Below are 14462 nucleotides of genomic sequence, written 5' to 3' on the forward strand. Positions count from 1 at the left end.
GGGGCGGGGCGCACCTCCCCGCGATCGGGTGCGGATCAGAGTCCCGGCGCCGGTTTGACGTCGCCCCAGCCGGCGACGTCCTCGGGTCGTCGTGGGCTTGGTCCGGTGTAGATGGCGGCGGGTCGGACGAGTTTGGCGAGGCGTTTTTGTTCGAGGATGTGGGCGCACCATCCGGCGGTGCGGCCGCAGGTGAACATGGCGGGCATCATGTGGGGTGGGACCTCGGCGAAGTCGAGGATGACTGCGGCCCAGAATTCGACGTTGGTCTCGATGGCGCGGTCGGGGCGGCGTTCGCGTAGTTCGGTGAGTGCGGCTTGTTCGAGGGCGGCGGCCACTTCGTAGCGGGGGACGTCGAGTTCTTGGGCGGTGCGGCGTAGTACGCGGGCCCGTGGGTCCTCGGCGCGGTAGACGCGGTGTCCGAAGCCCATCAGTTTTTCTTTGCGGTCGAGGATGCCGCGCACGAGGCCGCGGGCGTCGCCGGTGGTTTCGACTTCTTCGATCATCGGGAGCACTCGGGCCGGTGCGCCGCCGTGCAGTGGCCCGGACATCGCGCCGATCGCGCCCGACAGCGCGGCGGCCACGTCGGCGCCGGTGGAGGCGATCACGCGTGCGGTGAATGTCGATGCGTTGAGGCCGTGTTCGGCTGCGCTGACCCAGTAGGCGTCGATGGCTCGGATGTGTCGGGGGTCGGGGTCGCCTTTCCAGCGGGTCATGAAACGTGCGGTGACGGTGTCGCATTGGTCGATGATGTGTTGGGGGACGGCGGGTTGATGGATGCCGCGGGCCGATTGGGCGACGTAGGACAGTGCCATCACCGAGGCGCGGGCGAGGTTGGCGCGGGCGGTGTCGTCGTCGATGTCGAGGAGGGGTCGGTAGCCCCAGATGGGGGCGAGCATGGCCAGGGCGGCCTGTACGTCGACGCGTACGTCGCCGGTGTGGATGGGCAGGGGGAAGGGTTCGGCCGGGGGTAGTCCGTCGCCGAATCGGCCGTCGACGAGCAACGCCCACACATCGGCGAAGGTGACGTGGTTTTCCACGAGGTCCTCGATGTCGACGCCGCGGTAGCGCAGGTTACCGCCGTCTTTGTCGGGTTCGGCGATCTCGGTGGTGAACGCCACCACTCCTTCGAGACCGGCGACGAAATCGTCGGGCACCGTGTTGGACATCGAAGACCACCTCACCTCGACACGCACATCGTGTGGACCACTGTCGTGGGGATACCACACCGCGATCCACCACGACCCGCAATCTCACCAGGAACTCTAGGACAGGAGCACACCGGCGGCATACCGGGGAGTAACCGTGCGTCGCGGAGTAGCCTCACCTCGTGGCCGATGATGCGATTGACCTACCCAACATGCGGGTGGGCTACGGCGGCGGCATCCCACCGAACATCGGCGAAGGGGACCGCGCGGCGGGTGCCGACGGCATCCGCGAGAACCTCGATCCGAGCTGGCTACGCGGGGACCCGCCCTGGTTGGACCTGTTTCATGTGTGGCTGCGTGAGGCCATCGACTCGCGCATCCCCGAACCCAACGCGATGGTGCTCGGGACCGCCGACGCCGAGGGCATCCCGTCCACACGCACCGTGCTGTGCAAAGGGGCCGACGCGTCGGGCATCGTCTTCTTCACCGGCTACGACTCCGACAAAGGGCACCACCTGGCTGCCAATCCGTATGCGTCGGTGACCTTCCCGTGGATCGCGCTGGAGCGCCAGGTTCACTTCCGCGGAGCGGTGGAGCACGTGACGATGGAGGAGACCGCGGAGTACTGGTACATGCGACCACGCGGCTCCCAACTCTCCGCGTACGCATCTGCGCAGTCGCAACCCATCGAGACCCGTACCGACCTCGAGGATCTCGCGGCCCGGGTCGCCGGGCAGTTCGGTGGATTCGATGCCGGCGCAGAGATTCCGGTGCCGCCGGCGTGGGGCGGCTATCGACTGGTGCCCACGACCGTCGAGTTCTGGCAGGGGCGTGCCAACCGGCTGCACAATCGGGTTCGCCTGACCCGATCGGACGCCGGGTGGGAGGCCGTGCGACTGCAGCCGTGAGCCACTACTAGGCTTCGCTGGTGCCCACCGCTCCCCGGCCGAGGCGGCTGTCGAGTCGACGACTGCTCGCGGACACCACGCCACTGCGGAATCCTTACTTCCGGCGACTGTGGACCGCGAACATCGTCACCGTCGTCGGCGCGCAGCTGACCGTCGTCGCGGTGCCGGCGCAGATCTACCAGATCACCGGCAGCTCGGCCTATGTCGGCCTGACCGGCGTGTTCGGCCTGGTTCCGCTGATCGTGTTCGGTTTGTGGGGTGGTGCGCTGGCCGACGTGTTCGACCGCAGGCGCATCCTGATCGTGACGACACTGGGTCTGATCGGCTGTAGCGCGCTGTTCTGGGCGCAAGCGGCGCTCGGTGTCGGGAATGTCTGGCTTCTGTTGAGCGTCTTCGCCGTTCAGCAGGCGTTCTTCGCCGTCAACCAGCCCACCCGCACCGCCGTGCTCCCGCGACTGTTGCCGCTGACCGAATTGCCCGCCGCCAATTCGCTGAACATGACGGTGATACAAGCGGGCGCCATCGCCGGACCGCTCGTCGGCGGCGCGCTGATCCCGGTACTCGGCTACGCCACGCTGTACCTGGTCGACACACTGAGCCTGCTGGCCACGCTCTGGGCGGTGCTCCGATTACCCGTATTGCGTCCGGAACTCGCGGACGGTCAGCGCCGTCCCGCCGCCGGGTTGCGGTCGGTGCTCGACGGATTCCGATACCTGCGCGATCACCGGGTGTTGTTGGCCAGCTTCCTGGTGGATCTGATCGCGATGATCTTCGGGATGCCGCGCGCACTGTTCCCGCAGATGGCGCACGAGAGCTTCGGCGGTCCCGAAGGTGGTGGTCTCGCGTTCGCCTTGCTGTTCGCGGCGATTCCGCTCGGATCGGTGATCGGTGGGGTGTTCTCCGGGTGGGTCGTGCGGGTGCGCCGTCAAGGTCTGGCCGTGATCGTGTGCATCCTGATCTGGGGTGCGGCCATCTCGGTGGCCGGTGGGGCGCTGTTCTTCGCGCACGGTACGGTGTTGCCGATGCTGCCGGTCGTGGTGGTCGCGCTGATGGTCGGCGGGGCGGCAGACATGGCCTCGGCGGCATTTCGGCAGACGATGCTGCAGGCCGCGGCCACCGACAACGTCCGTGGCCGATTGCAGGGCGTGTTCATCGTCGTGGTGGCCGGTGGGCCCCGCATCGCCGACGTCACGCACGGGGCCACGGCGGCCGTGGTCGGCACCGCGGTGGCGACCGCAGGCGGCGGGCTGGCCGTGATCGTGCTGACGATCGTTGCCGCGCTGGCCATTCCGGCGTTCGTCCGATACCGGGCCGGTCAGCTGGCCTGAGTGATGGGGCAGTCCGTCGCGACTCGGACAAAGTGCCTGCTCAGCGAAGCCGCGGATTCGGTGCCAGTATGGTGCCATGAGTGCGGTAGTCGACAACCCCACGGGCACCTTCGCGGTGCCGATCATCGACATCACGCCGTACACGGCCAACGGAGACGCGGCGCAACGCGCAGTCGTCGCCGCCCAGATCGACGACGCCGCCAGCACGGTCGGTTTCATCCAGATCATCGGGCATCAGATCCCGGCCGCGGTGATCGAGGAGTTCACCGCGGTGATGGATGATTTCTTCGCGTTGCCGCTCGAGGAGAAGAAGGCCTACCGTACGCCGCCGGAGATCAATCGCGGGTATTCGCCGCCGAAGTCGGAGTCGTTGTCGTTGAGCCTCGGCGTGGAGCCGGCCGAGGGCATGAACGACTTCTTCGAGGCCTACAACGTAGGCGTCGAGGCCGCCGCCTACCCGGACCTCGAACTGCCCGACGATCAGTACGCCGGCAACACCTGGCCGAGTGTCGACCACTTCGAGGCGGCCGTGTCCGCGTATTTTGCCGAGGCCTCGCGGGTGGCGCACACCCTCACCCGGATCTTCGCCGAGGCGCTCGATCTCCCGCCGGATTTCTTCGACGGATACACCGACCATTCCCTCGACGTGCTGCGGATGAACAACTACGCGCTGCCGCCCGGCGAGGTGGAGCTCGACGGTGAGCTGACCGGCATGGGTGAGCACACCGACTACGGGATCGTCACGGTGCTGTGGGCCGACCAGGTGCGTGGACTGCAGGTCCTCGATCGGGACGGCGAATGGCACGATGTGGAGCCCGCGGACGGCGCGTTGCTGATCAATCTGGGTGACCTGATGGCGCGCTGGACCAACGAACGCTGGATGTCGACGCTGCACCGCGTGAAGCCGCCGGTGATCGACGGAACCATCGAACGTCGTCGGTCCGCCGCGTTCTTCCACGACGGCAACATCGATGCCACCATCTCCACCCTCCCGTCGTGTGTGGGTGCGGGCAGTCGCTACTCGCCGATCACGGTCGGCGAGCACATCGGCGCCAAGCTGGCCGGCTCGCGCGCCGGGCTGTCGAATCCCTACGCGCGCCGCGAAGCGCAACGCGTCCGCCAGGCGATGCGTCGCGGCATGGGCCAGCAGTAGCCCCGACCCGCTCAGTCGGAGCTGATGCGGCCCGGGTAGGTGGCGCGCCGTGCGGCGTGCACCGGACAGTAGTGCATCGGGTTGTCGCGCTCGGCTTCCGGCGGCAGGTTGCGGGCGGGGGTGTGCACCAGCGGGGCGTCGTCAGCCACCCGACCGTGCACGCGATCCCAGGCGTCGCGGGGACGCGGATGGCGCAGGAACCGTTTCGGCAGCAGGCGGTGCATCACCAGGTTCACGCCCCTACCGAGTAGGCGGAATCGTCGCTCGTCGGTCTCGCTCCACGGCAGCCCGAGGATCTCACGCACCGGTTCGTCGTAGAAGCCGGTGGTCATCCAGGTGAAGAATCGCTGGTTCTGTTCGGCCATGAAGCGGAACCAGAACCACTCCGGGATGAACGAGAGAAACGGTGGCGGTGGGAGCTTGCTGATGTCGAGCACCGTACGTACGGCCGGATGATCGCGAAGCTCGTTGCGGCACATGTAGTCCCAATACTCGAGGAAGTCCTCGTAGGTATCCGGGACCGGGCGCATGGAGACGCCGTACATCGCGTACCAGGCTTTCGACTCCTCGAATAGTTGCCGCTTCTGGTCCTCGCTCAGCCACGGGCCGAACCGCTCGCAGAGTCGGACGTTGCCGTACCAGAATGTGGCGTGCGCCCAGTAGAAGACGTCGGGATCGAGGGCGTGATACCGAGAACCATCCTCCATCTCGCCCTTGACGTCCCGGTGGTAGTCGCGCACCTCCTCGCCGGTGGTCGGACCCGAGTCGGGCACGGGGTCGAACACCACGCCACTGATGGGGTAGAGCGAGCGCATCAACCGTTGCCAGCGTTCGCCGAAGAAGTCCGAGTGCTCCCAGACGGCCGCGCCGAGTTTGGGGTGCATGTTCTGCATGGAGCCGGCCCACAGGCCCTGGAACATCCCGGTCCAGGTGCCCCAGATCTGCCACGTCAACGAGTCCGGGCCGAGCGGCGTGTAGTCCTCGGCGCGGATGGGCGCCGGGCGCCGGTGCTCGATCGATGAGTCCTCTGGCGTGTTCGTCAGCACCTCGGTCATGAGACGAAAGTTTAGAATCGTCTCACCCGGGGTGTCAATGTTCACCGAATGCGGAAGCGCACCCTATCGCCCGCGACGAGCTGCGCCGCGCGGTCCGACGACGCTGCGGTGAGAACAGCGACGACGGGGTATCCGCCGGTGACCGGGTGATCGGCGAGGAACACGACCGGACGTCCACTGGGTGGGATCTGCACAGCGCCATGCGGGATGCCCTCGGAGGCGAGTTCTGCGGTGTCGGCGCGATGGACGACCAGCGGGTCATCGCTGTCTTCGGGACGGGACAGTCGCACACCCACCCGGTTGCTGTCGGCGCCGACCACCCACACGCCACGGGTCAGATGCGCGGGGGTCTGTACATGATCGCGGCGTGGTCCCTCGGTGGCCTCGAGTTCGGTCACCGCCGAGTCCACGGCCGCCCGGGGCGCCGACGATGTGGCCGGCCAGTCCTCGGTGGGTTGGCCCACCGGCAGTTCGGTACCGGCACGCAGCGCGGGCGGACCGAGGTCGGACAGGGTGTCGGTGGAGCGGGACCCCAGCACGAGCGGGACGTCGATGCCGCCGCGAATCGCAACATAGTTGCGGCACCCGCGGGTCGGACTCTCGATGGTCACCTCGGCTCCGTCGGAGACGGGGAGCGCAGCGTCGACGCCGACCGGTATCCCGTCCACGCGGACTTCGGCGCGGGCCCCCGTCACCGCCATCAGCACATCGCCGTGGAGTCGAATGTGCAAGCCTCCCAACGTGGCCTCGATCACGGCTGCCGATTCCGGGTTGCCGACGAGTCGGTTGGCCAAGGTCAACGCCCCGCGGTCCGCGCCACCGGACACCGGGACCCCGAGGTGGGCGTATCCGGCGCGGCCGAGATCCTGCACCGTGGCCAGCGGGCCGGGCGCGACGACGGTGACCTGCCGGTGTCGATCACTCATCCGCGACGAACCTCACCAGGCTGCCCGGCCGCAGTCGGGCCGGGGGGACCGCCGCCTCGTCCCACATCGTCATCGAGGTCGCGCCGAGCAGCTGCCAGCCACCGGGACTGACCCGCGGATACACCGCGCTGTAGCCCGCGGCGATCGCGACCGCGCCGCGCGGGACACGGGTGCGCGACTCGGACCGCCGCCCCACCGTGCACAACGGATGGTCGGGTTCGTCGTGGGGGATGAGGTAGCCGAAGCCGGGGGCGAAGCCCATGAACTGCACCTGCCACAGGGTGTTCGTGTGCAATTCCACGACCCGCGGGATGTCGACATCGAGCAGTCGGCCGACGTCGGCGAGGTCGGGCCCGTCGTAAACGACGGGAATCCGCAGTTCGTCGTCGGCCCCGCCGGCGGTCGCCACGCTCGCATCGCCGGTGCGCAGTGCCCGGTGGACGCCGAGGGTGTCGATACCGTTCCCTCGATCGGCCTGCACCAGCACGGTCTGCGCGCTGGGTACCACGTCGGCGATGAGGAGGGTTCCCGCCGTCCGGGCGGCATGCAGGGCGGCGGTGGCGCGCGCAACCGCCTCGGTCGGCGCCGGGTCGCCGGAGAAGTCGAGAATCACCGCGTCGTGACCTGCGGGCAACTCGCGCATACGTCCAACCTACCGGCCACTCAGCGGCCATGATGACACCACGAACAGCGGCGTGGCCGGATCTGTCAGCGTGGCGGGTTGCCGGTCCGGCCGAGATGCTCGACAACGAAAAGGTGCGAATGCGCGAGATCGTGGTGTGTGGTGAAGCGCTGGTCGACGTGGTGGGAACGTCGGCGAGTCCGGCTGGTGCCGGCGGTGGCTTGCCGCCGCTGCAGCCGGCGCTCGGTGGTGGCCCGTTCAATGTTGCGGTCACCCTCGGCAGGCTGGGGAGCGCGGTCTCGTTGTGCTCGGCGGTGTCCACCGACACCTACGGCGAGGCCATCGTGTCTGCGCTGCGCTCCGCGGGCGTCGGCACGTCGCTGTTGCAACGGCGGGCCGAACCCACGTCGCTGGCCCTGGCGACGATCGGACCCGGCGGCGGCGCGCAGTATTCGTTCTACGTGGAGGGCACCGCGGACCGTCAGGTGAGCGACCCCGGCCCGTTGGCCAGCACGGTGGCCGCGGTGTGTTTCGGCACCCTGTCGATGGTGCTGGAACCTGGTGCGTCGGTGTATGAATCGCTGTTGCGGCGATCTCACGGCGAGGGGCGGTTGGTGATTGTCGACCCGAACATCCGGCCGGCGGTGATCGCAGATCCCGACGCGTACCGTCGTCGGTTCGCGTCCTGGACATCGTCGGTCGACATCGTGAAGCTCTCCGACGAGGACGCCGGGTGGTTGGCGAGCGGACCCGACGGCACGACCGGCGACGAATGGCTCGCGGCAGGTGTGAGCGCGATCATAACGACGGCGGGGGCGGCCGGAATCACCGTCCGGACCCGCCACACCGAGCTGACCGTACCCGCACCGCCTACTCAGGTTGTCGACACCATCGGTGCAGGTGACAGCGTTGTCGGCGGTGTGCTGCGACACCTGGATCGGATTGGTGCGCTGTCATCGGTGGCGGTGGCCGAGCTCGACGCCGATCAATGGCGCGCGACCGCCGAATTCGCAGGTGAGGTCGCTGCGGTGACCGTTTCCAGGCCCGGCGCGGACCCTCCGTGGGCGAGCGAGCTGGCAAGCGACTAGGTTGTAGCCAACAGCATCCTTACCCGGATCTGCGTTGAACATAGGCTCAAACCTGAGTAAAGGGGTTCGTGTGTCCGCTGAAACAGTCCCAGCTGACCAGGCATCCGATACGGCATCAGCGACCGTGACCTACCCCGGTGGGCAGCTGGAGCTTCCGATCCTGAAGGCCACCGAGGGGTCCGATTCCGTCGCGCTGGGCAAGTTCCTCGCCGAGACCGGGCTGACCACCTTCGACGGTGGCTTCGTCAACACCGCGTCGACCAAGTCGGCGATCACCTACATCGACGGCGATGCGGGCATCCTGCGCTACCGGGGCATCCCCATCGATCAGCTCGCGGAGAAGTCCACCTTCATCGAGGTCAGTTACCTGCTGATCTACGGTGAGCTGCCGACGCCGTCCCAGCTCGACGACTTCACTGACAAGATCCGTCGGCACACCCTGCTGCACGAGGACCTCAAACGGTTCTTCGACGGCTTCCCGCGCAACGCGCACCCGATGCCGGTGCTCTCCAGTGCGGTCAACGCGCTCTCGGCCTACTACCAGGATTCGCTGGATCCCAAGGACCCGGAGCAGGTCGAGCTGTCCACGATCCGGCTGCTCGCAAAGTTGCCCACCATCGCTGCGTACGCCTACAAGAAGTCGGCCGGACAGCCGTTCCTCTACCCGGACAACTCGCTGAGCCTGGTGGAGAACTTCCTGCGGATGACCTTCGGCTTCCCGGCCGAGCCCTATGAAGTGAACCCCGAGGTCGCCAAGGCGTTGGACATGCTGTTCATCCTGCACGCCGACCACGAGCAGAACTGTTCGACCTCGACCGTGCGCCTGGTCGGTTCGTCGCAGGCCAACCTGTTCACGTCCATCTCCGGCGGCATCAACGCCCTGTGGGGTCCGCTGCACGGCGGCGCCAACCAGGCGGTGTTGGAGATGCTCGAGGAGATCCGGCTCTCCGGTGGCGACACTCAGGCCTTCATGAACAAGGTCAAGAACAAAGAGGCCGGCGTGAAGCTGATGGGCTTCGGGCACCGCGTCTACAAGAACTACGATCCGCGTGCCGCCATCGTCAAGAAGACTGCGGACTCGATCCTGGAATCCCTTGGCGTTCAGGATGATCTGCTCGATATCGCCAAGGGTCTGGAAGAGGTCGCACTCAATGACGACTACTTCATCGAGCGCAAGCTCTACCCGAATGTGGACTTCTACACCGGTGTCATCTACCGTGCGATGGGCTTCCCGACCCGGATGTTCACCGTGCTGTTCGCACTCGGCCGGCTGCCCGGCTGGATCGCGCACTGGCGTGAGATGCACGAGGACCCGGCAGGCAAGATCGGTCGTCCGCGCCAGCTCTACACGGGCTACACCGAGCGCGACTATGTCGCCATGGATGCGCGCTGACCGACCCGCGGGGAGCCGGCGGACGACATCGACAAGCCGTCCGCCCACAGATACCGACTGACGACTCAAAGGAGAGTCCCGTTGACCAGCGCTGAGAAACCCGAAGTCGATTTCCCCGAGGGGCCTGCCCCGTCCGAACTGCAGATCACCGATCTTGTGGTCGGCGAGGGCGCCGAAGCCCAGCGGGGTGGCGTCGTGGACGTGCATTACGTGGGCGTCGAGTTCGCGACCGGTGAAGAGTTCGACTCCTCCTGGGATCGCGGCCAGTCCGCAAACTTCCCGCTCGAGCGCCTCATCCCCGGTTGGCAGGAGGGCATCCCCGGTATGAAGGTCGGCGGTCGGCGTCGGCTCACCGTGCCGCCGCAGTTGGCCTACGGCCCGGCCGGTGCCGGCCACCGTCTGTCCGGCAAGACGCTGGTGTTCGTCATCGACCTGCTGGGTGTGGGGTAGTCCATTTCCGCACGACCCTCGCTGCTGTGGCTCCGGCGCGATCTGCGCCTGGGCGATCTTCCGCCGCTGATCGCAGCGCAGGAAGCCGCTGACGAGGTACTGATCTGTTTCGTCGTGGACCCGCGACTGGAGAAGTCGTCGGGTCCACGACGTTTGAGTTTTCTCTTCGACTCGCTGCGCGACCTCGACGAGCAGTTGTCCGGGCGGCTCCTGGTGGTCCGCGGTCGGCCCGACGAGGAGATCCCCAGATTGGCCCGCGCCGTCGATGCGATGTCGGTCCATGTGAGCGAGGACTATTCGCCGTTCGGTCGTCGGCGTGACGGCGCAGTGGCCGAAGCGCTGGGCGACACCCCATTCGAGGCGGTGGGCTCGCCGTACCTGGTGTCGCCCGGACGGGTCACCAAATCCGATGGCGAGCCCTACAAAGTGTTCACGCCGTACTTCAAGCAGTGGCGCAGCCACGGGTGGCGCGCTCCGGCGTCGTCGTCGGTTTCCGCTACCGACCTCGTGGATCCCAGCACCATCAAGCGTTCCGGCCGCATCAAGATTCCCGCTGCCCCCACCGAATTGTCGCTGCCTGCCGGGGAGCGGGCCGCGTTGCAGCGGTGGCGGACCTTCGTCGACGACGATCTCCCCGGCTACGACGACGACCGTGACCGACCCGATCTCGACGTCACCAGCCGGATGTCGGCCTACCTGAAGTTCGGCAACATCCACCCGCGCACGCTGGCCGCCGATCTTGGCAGATCGAAAGGCGCGCAAGCGTATCTGCGGGAGCTGGCGTTTCGCGATTTCTACGCCGACGTGCTCTACCACTGGCCGAAGAGCGCCTGGCACAACTGGAACAGCCAATTCGACGACATCGCCCTGGACACCGACAAGTCGGCCTATGAACGCTTCGACACCTGGAAGGCGGGGCGTACCGGCTTCCCGCTGGTCGACGCCGGTATGCGCCAGCTGGCCGAGTCGGGATTCATGCACAACCGGGTACGAATGCTCACCGCGTCGTTTCTGGTGAAGGACCTGCACTTGCCGTGGTGGTGGGGTGCCCAGTGGTTTCTCGACCAACTGATCGACGGGGACATGGCCTCCAATCAGCATGGGTGGCAATGGGCTGCCGGTACGGGAACCGATGCGGCGCCGTACTTCCGGGTGTTCAATCCCGATACTCAGGCCGGGCGGTTCGACCCGGACGGCGAGTATGTGAAGCGCTGGGTGCCGGAGTACGGGTCGGACGACTATCCCGACCCCATGGTCGACCACAAAGCGGAGCGAGAAGAAGCACTCCGGCGCTTCGGCGAGATCTGACCCTGATCAGCGAGCCAGCGACAGTGCCTCACTCCACTTGATGCGGGTGCCGGTACGCAAGATCGACCGCTGATAGATCCGCGAGGCAAACCAGGTTGCTGCGGCGCAGGCCAGGATCATCAGCACGAAGGTGACAATGACCTGCATGGTCGAGGTGTCGCCGGTCGCGATCCGAATCGGCATGAGCGCGGCGCTGAACGGCGGAATCCACGTGAGTACCTGAATCAACGTGGAATCCAGTGCCTGGATGCCGAAGATGCCCGAGTACATCACCGCCATCGCGAGGATGGTCAACGGCGCGGAACTGGCGTTGAGTTCCTCCTGCCGGGAGACGAGTGCGCCTGTCGCGGCGTAGAGCGTTGCAAAGAACAGGAATCCGAGCACGAACCACGCGATGACGGCGGCGAACATGCCGATAGCCGTGCCTTGGATGGTCAGCAACCCGGTGGCCATGCCGGCGATCAACGCGGTCGCTCCCAGCAACAGAACCTGCGCCATCGCGATCGCGCCGATCCCGATGATCTTTCCCCACAAGAGGTGCAGCGGTTTGATGGTGGCCAGCAACAGTTCGACGACGCGTGAGGTCTTCTCCTCGACCACGCCCACGGCCACCATGGAACCCCCCATCATGATCGCCGTGATGAGCAGGATCGTCCCGACCAGTGCGATGACGATACGTTGTCCCTCATCCGGTCGGTCGGGGGTCGTCTGCTCCACGGTGAGCGATGCCCGGGGCAGCGTGGCCGCGTCGACACCACGATCGGAGAGGGCTTGGTTCAATGACGCCTGGTCGACCGAGGACCGGAGGATGCCATCGAGCGTCGGACTGAGACCGCTGTCGGAGATCGCAACGAACTGTGCGTTCGGCCCGACGACCAGCGCGGCGTCGAGCCCTCCGTCGGCCACTTGATTGCGCGCGTCCTCGGCCGTCGCCACCGGTTGCACCTCGACCGGGCTGCCGGTCGAGTTCCCGAATTCCTCGATCGTGCTCGACAATGCGGGGCCACCCCCGACGACGCCGACCTTGTCGGGTTCGGAATCGCCTGCCAATGCCGACCACACGACTGCGCCGACGATGATCACGACCATCAGTAGCCCGGTACTGATGAGGAATGATCGGGTTTTGGCGCGGGTGACGATTTCTCGTTGGGCGACCAGCCAGATCGATTGGGCGGCTGAGGATTGCGGGACAGAGGAGTTCATGCGGAAACGGCCTCTCGGAACAGTTCGGTCAGATCGGGAGTCGAGGGCGCGAACCGGTGTACCGGTCCGGTGCGCAGGGCAGCGGCGAGGATGGACTGGTCGTCGGCGATCGTCGGGTCCACGCGCAGCGACGTGATGTTGTCTGTGTGCCGATAATCGGCGCCCAGAACGCCGGGCAGACCGTCGGCCCACCGGGTCGTGGTCGGCGGCCCGGTGATCTCCAGGGTTACGCCGTCGCGGGCACGTAGTTCGTCGACGCGTCCGAGCGCACGCATCTGGCCGCGCGCCACGATGCCGACGCGATCGCACAACCGTTGGACCAGGTCGAGCTGATGCGACGAGAAGATCACCGGGATACCCTCGGCAGCTTTCTCTTTGAGGACATCACTCATCACATCGACGGCCACTGGGTCGAGACCGGAGAAAGGCTCGTCGAGGACCAGTACGCGAGGATCGTGGACGAGTGCGGCAGCGAGTTGCACGCGTTGCTGGTTGCCCAGGCTCAGATCGCCCACATCGTCATTGACACGCTGGTCGACCCCGAGTCGGGTGGTCCAACGGTCCACACTTTCCTGCGCGGCTCTGATGGACATACCGTGCAGGCGAGCGAGAAAGACGAGTTGTTCACCCACTTTCATCTTCGGATACAGGCCGCGCTCCTCGGGCATGTACCCGATCTGACGGCGGGTGTGCAGATCGATGGGATTCGCACCGAGGGTGACGCGGCCTGCGTCGGCTGCGAGAACACCCAGGATGATGCGCATGGTGGTGGATTTGCCGGCGCCGTTGCTGCCGACGAATCCGAACAACTCCCCGGGTGACACCTGGAAAGTCATGTCCTGCAGGGCGACCAGATCGCCGTATCGTTTGTGTAGGCCGTCGATGATCAACGGTTCGTTCATCGCGTGCTCCGTTCGGGGTCGGCGGTGTCCGGGTTGCCCGGGTCGGGGAGGGGCGCGGAGCCGGGGTGGTGCGCGGAGTCCTCGGGGTAGGCGGGGGCGACTTCGAGATCTTCGGGATCGGGGTCGGACATCCACCATGTGGTCAGCAGTGTCGGCAGCATCACCGCGCACAACACGAGCGTGATCAGCACGATCGCGGTGCCGTACACCGCGTCGCCGCTGACCTGGTCTTGGGTACTGAGGGCGACCAAGATGAAGTAGGGCACGAACATCAGCGAGTACAGCACGATGAATGCCATCGATCGTGCCGAGTTACGTTGTGCCGCTTGAATCTCGTCGAGGGCCGAGACGGGCGTGTCGGCGATCGACCCGGTGACGATACGGAGCAGGTACTGGCATACGAGCGAGCCGACCACGGCCACCCCGAACGGCACGATGAACCACTCGGTGAAGTAGGAGAGGACGGCGGCGATGCCGGCGACGGCGAGAATCACCAACTGGCACACCACCAATGTGCGATAGCCACGACGGTTGCGCCACCGTCGGAGGGAGCCGGCATGCCTGGTGTTGAACCGCAGATGCCGCTGGGCTCGCCAGAGATCGTAGCGACGCCAGAATTCCGGAGTCGCCTCCTCGGGAACGGCGGAGTTGGGGTCCCTCATCGTGCACCTCCAAGGTCTGAAGTCGGTGAATCGTGGCTGTCCGGACGCCGATACAGTTCCGCCGACATCGCACCGAATTCAGTGCGACTGAACACGGCTTCGACGGGTAGATCGAATACGGCGCAGATGCGGAAGGCCAGATCCAGGCTGGGATAGTTGTCGCCCCGTTCGAGTGCGCCCACCGACTGCACATTCACCCCGACCATCTCGGCGAGTTGGGCGCGGGTGAGCTTGCGCTCGGCGCGTAACACGCCGATCCGGTTGTAAATGGGGAGCTTGTCACCCCGCCGCACTGGACTCACCTGATCAAGTGTTGTGA

General features: G+C 66.4%; 15 protein-coding genes. 7 read left to right on the forward strand and 8 right to left on the reverse strand.

Features of this window, described 5'->3' with window-relative positions; translation table 11 throughout:
• Positions 1–35: 35 nt before the first annotated feature.
• Entirely contained in the window at positions 36–1166 is a 1131-nt protein-coding gene (locus ACIGKQ_RS03670) for a citrate synthase 2 (RefSeq protein ID WP_287016617.1), read from the reverse strand.
• A 191-nt stretch (positions 1167–1357) separates the two neighbouring features.
• Here ACIGKQ_RS03670 and pdxH point away from each other — a divergent pair, with 191 nt between their 5' ends.
• The 3 genes from pdxH (at position 1358) to ACIGKQ_RS03685 (ending at position 4534) form a co-directional block, all read left to right on the forward strand.
• Positions 1358–2053 (forward strand): pyridoxamine 5'-phosphate oxidase, encoded by a 696-nt coding sequence (pdxH, locus tag ACIGKQ_RS03675; protein WP_396572447.1) that lies wholly within the window; start codon positions 1358–1360, stop codon positions 2051–2053.
• 20 nt (positions 2054–2073) lie between these two features.
• Positions 2074–3381, forward strand: coding sequence for an MFS transporter (locus ACIGKQ_RS03680; protein ID WP_396572353.1), 1308 nt, complete (start codon positions 2074–2076; stop codon positions 3379–3381).
• A 76-nt stretch (positions 3382–3457) separates the two neighbouring features.
• Positions 3458–4534 carry an isopenicillin N synthase family oxygenase gene (locus tag ACIGKQ_RS03685; protein ID WP_266063760.1) on the forward strand — a complete coding sequence of 359 codons (1077 nt, stop codon included), beginning with the start codon at positions 3458–3460 and terminating at the stop codon, positions 4532–4534.
• A gap of 11 nt (positions 4535–4545) precedes the next feature.
• Here the strand turns inward: ACIGKQ_RS03685 and ACIGKQ_RS03690 are convergent, their stop codons facing one another.
• Genes ACIGKQ_RS03690 through ACIGKQ_RS03700 form a run of 3 tightly spaced genes read right to left on the reverse strand, consistent with a single transcriptional unit; the run spans position 4546 to position 7158 of the window.
• Positions 4546–5589, reverse strand: a complete 1044-nt coding sequence (locus ACIGKQ_RS03690) for an oxygenase MpaB family protein (protein WP_266063761.1) — start codon at positions 5587–5589, stop codon at positions 4546–4548.
• A 41-nt stretch (positions 5590–5630) separates the two neighbouring features.
• Positions 5631–6515: a biotin-dependent carboxyltransferase family protein gene (locus ACIGKQ_RS03695; RefSeq protein ID WP_396572356.1), complete on the reverse strand. Its 885-nt coding sequence runs from the start codon at positions 6513–6515 to the stop codon at positions 5631–5633.
• Positions 6508–7158 carry an allophanate hydrolase subunit 1 gene (locus ACIGKQ_RS03700; protein ID WP_396572358.1) on the reverse strand — a complete coding sequence of 217 codons (651 nt, stop codon included), beginning with the start codon at positions 7156–7158 and terminating at the stop codon, positions 6508–6510. The genes ACIGKQ_RS03695 and ACIGKQ_RS03700 overlap by 8 nt, the downstream gene beginning before the upstream one ends.
• 119 nt (positions 7159–7277) lie before the next feature.
• On the opposite strand from ACIGKQ_RS03700, the gene ACIGKQ_RS03705 reads away from it, so the two are divergent.
• The 4 genes from ACIGKQ_RS03705 (at position 7278) to ACIGKQ_RS03720 (ending at position 11376) form a co-directional block, all read left to right on the forward strand.
• On the forward strand, positions 7278–8225 hold the full coding sequence (locus ACIGKQ_RS03705; protein WP_396572448.1) for a carbohydrate kinase: 948 nt from the start codon (positions 7278–7280) through the stop codon (positions 8223–8225).
• A 70-nt stretch (positions 8226–8295) separates the two neighbouring features.
• The gene (locus ACIGKQ_RS03710) at positions 8296–9618 is read left to right on the forward strand and encodes a citrate synthase (protein ID WP_266063764.1); all 1323 of its coding nucleotides are present in this window, start codon (positions 8296–8298) and stop codon (positions 9616–9618) included.
• An 81-nt stretch (positions 9619–9699) separates the two neighbouring features.
• Positions 9700–10068: an FKBP-type peptidyl-prolyl cis-trans isomerase gene (locus ACIGKQ_RS03715; RefSeq protein ID WP_235725462.1), complete on the forward strand. Its 369-nt coding sequence runs from the start codon at positions 9700–9702 to the stop codon at positions 10066–10068.
• A 24-nt stretch (positions 10069–10092) separates the two neighbouring features.
• The gene (locus tag ACIGKQ_RS03720; RefSeq protein ID WP_396572449.1) at positions 10093–11376 is read left to right on the forward strand and encodes a cryptochrome/photolyase family protein; all 1284 of its coding nucleotides are present in this window, start codon (positions 10093–10095) and stop codon (positions 11374–11376) included.
• A 6-nt stretch (positions 11377–11382) separates the two neighbouring features.
• On the opposite strand, the gene ACIGKQ_RS03725 is transcribed toward ACIGKQ_RS03720, so the two are convergent.
• The 4 genes from ACIGKQ_RS03725 to ACIGKQ_RS03740 are packed head-to-tail and all read right to left on the reverse strand — an operon-like array spanning position 11383 to position 14445.
• Positions 11383–12579, reverse strand: coding sequence for an ABC transporter permease (locus tag ACIGKQ_RS03725; protein ID WP_396572361.1), 1197 nt, complete (start codon positions 12577–12579; stop codon positions 11383–11385).
• The gene (locus tag ACIGKQ_RS03730; RefSeq protein WP_235725464.1) at positions 12576–13481 is read right to left on the reverse strand and encodes an ABC transporter ATP-binding protein; all 906 of its coding nucleotides are present in this window, start codon (positions 13479–13481) and stop codon (positions 12576–12578) included. The genes ACIGKQ_RS03725 and ACIGKQ_RS03730 overlap by 4 nt, the downstream gene beginning before the upstream one ends.
• On the reverse strand, positions 13478–14143 hold the full coding sequence (locus ACIGKQ_RS03735) for a hypothetical protein (RefSeq protein WP_235725465.1): 666 nt from the start codon (positions 14141–14143) through the stop codon (positions 13478–13480). Before ACIGKQ_RS03735 ends, ACIGKQ_RS03730 begins: the two co-directional genes overlap by 4 nt.
• Entirely contained in the window at positions 14140–14445 is a 306-nt protein-coding gene (locus tag ACIGKQ_RS03740) for a helix-turn-helix transcriptional regulator (RefSeq protein ID WP_235725466.1), read from the reverse strand. Before ACIGKQ_RS03740 ends, ACIGKQ_RS03735 begins: the two co-directional genes overlap by 4 nt.
• Between the last annotated feature and the right edge of the window lie 17 nt (positions 14446–14462).

Source organism: Gordonia sp. NPDC062954 (assembly GCF_044543825.1).
GTDB lineage: Bacteria > Actinomycetota > Actinomycetes > Mycobacteriales > Mycobacteriaceae > Gordonia > Gordonia tangerina.

Coding starts and splice junctions, on each gene's coding strand:
- ACIGKQ_RS03730 (WP_235725464.1), bottom strand. CDS start 13,481: ATGAACGAACCGTTGATCATCGACGGCCTACACAAACGATACGGCGAT.
- ACIGKQ_RS03735 (WP_235725465.1), bottom strand. CDS start 14,143: ATGAGGGACCCCAACTCCGCCGTTCCCGAGGAGGCGACTCCGGAATTC.
- ACIGKQ_RS03685 (WP_266063760.1), top strand. CDS start 3,458: ATGAGTGCGGTAGTCGACAACCCCACGGGCACCTTCGCGGTGCCGATC.
- ACIGKQ_RS03725 (WP_396572361.1), bottom strand. CDS start 12,579: ATGAACTCCTCTGTCCCGCAATCCTCAGCCGCCCAATCGATCTGGCTG.
- ACIGKQ_RS03690 (WP_266063761.1), bottom strand. CDS start 5,589: ATGACCGAGGTGCTGACGAACACGCCAGAGGACTCATCGATCGAGCAC.
- ACIGKQ_RS03705 (WP_396572448.1), top strand. CDS start 7,278: ATGCGCGAGATCGTGGTGTGTGGTGAAGCGCTGGTCGACGTGGTGGGA.
- ACIGKQ_RS03695 (WP_396572356.1), bottom strand. CDS start 6,515: ATGAGTGATCGACACCGGCAGGTCACCGTCGTCGCGCCCGGCCCGCTG.
- ACIGKQ_RS03670 (WP_287016617.1), bottom strand. CDS start 1,166: ATGTCCAACACGGTGCCCGACGATTTCGTCGCCGGTCTCGAAGGAGTG.
- ACIGKQ_RS03700 (WP_396572358.1), bottom strand. CDS start 7,158: ATGCGCGAGTTGCCCGCAGGTCACGACGCGGTGATTCTCGACTTCTCC.
- pdxH (WP_396572447.1), top strand. CDS start 1,358: ATGCGGGTGGGCTACGGCGGCGGCATCCCACCGAACATCGGCGAAGGG.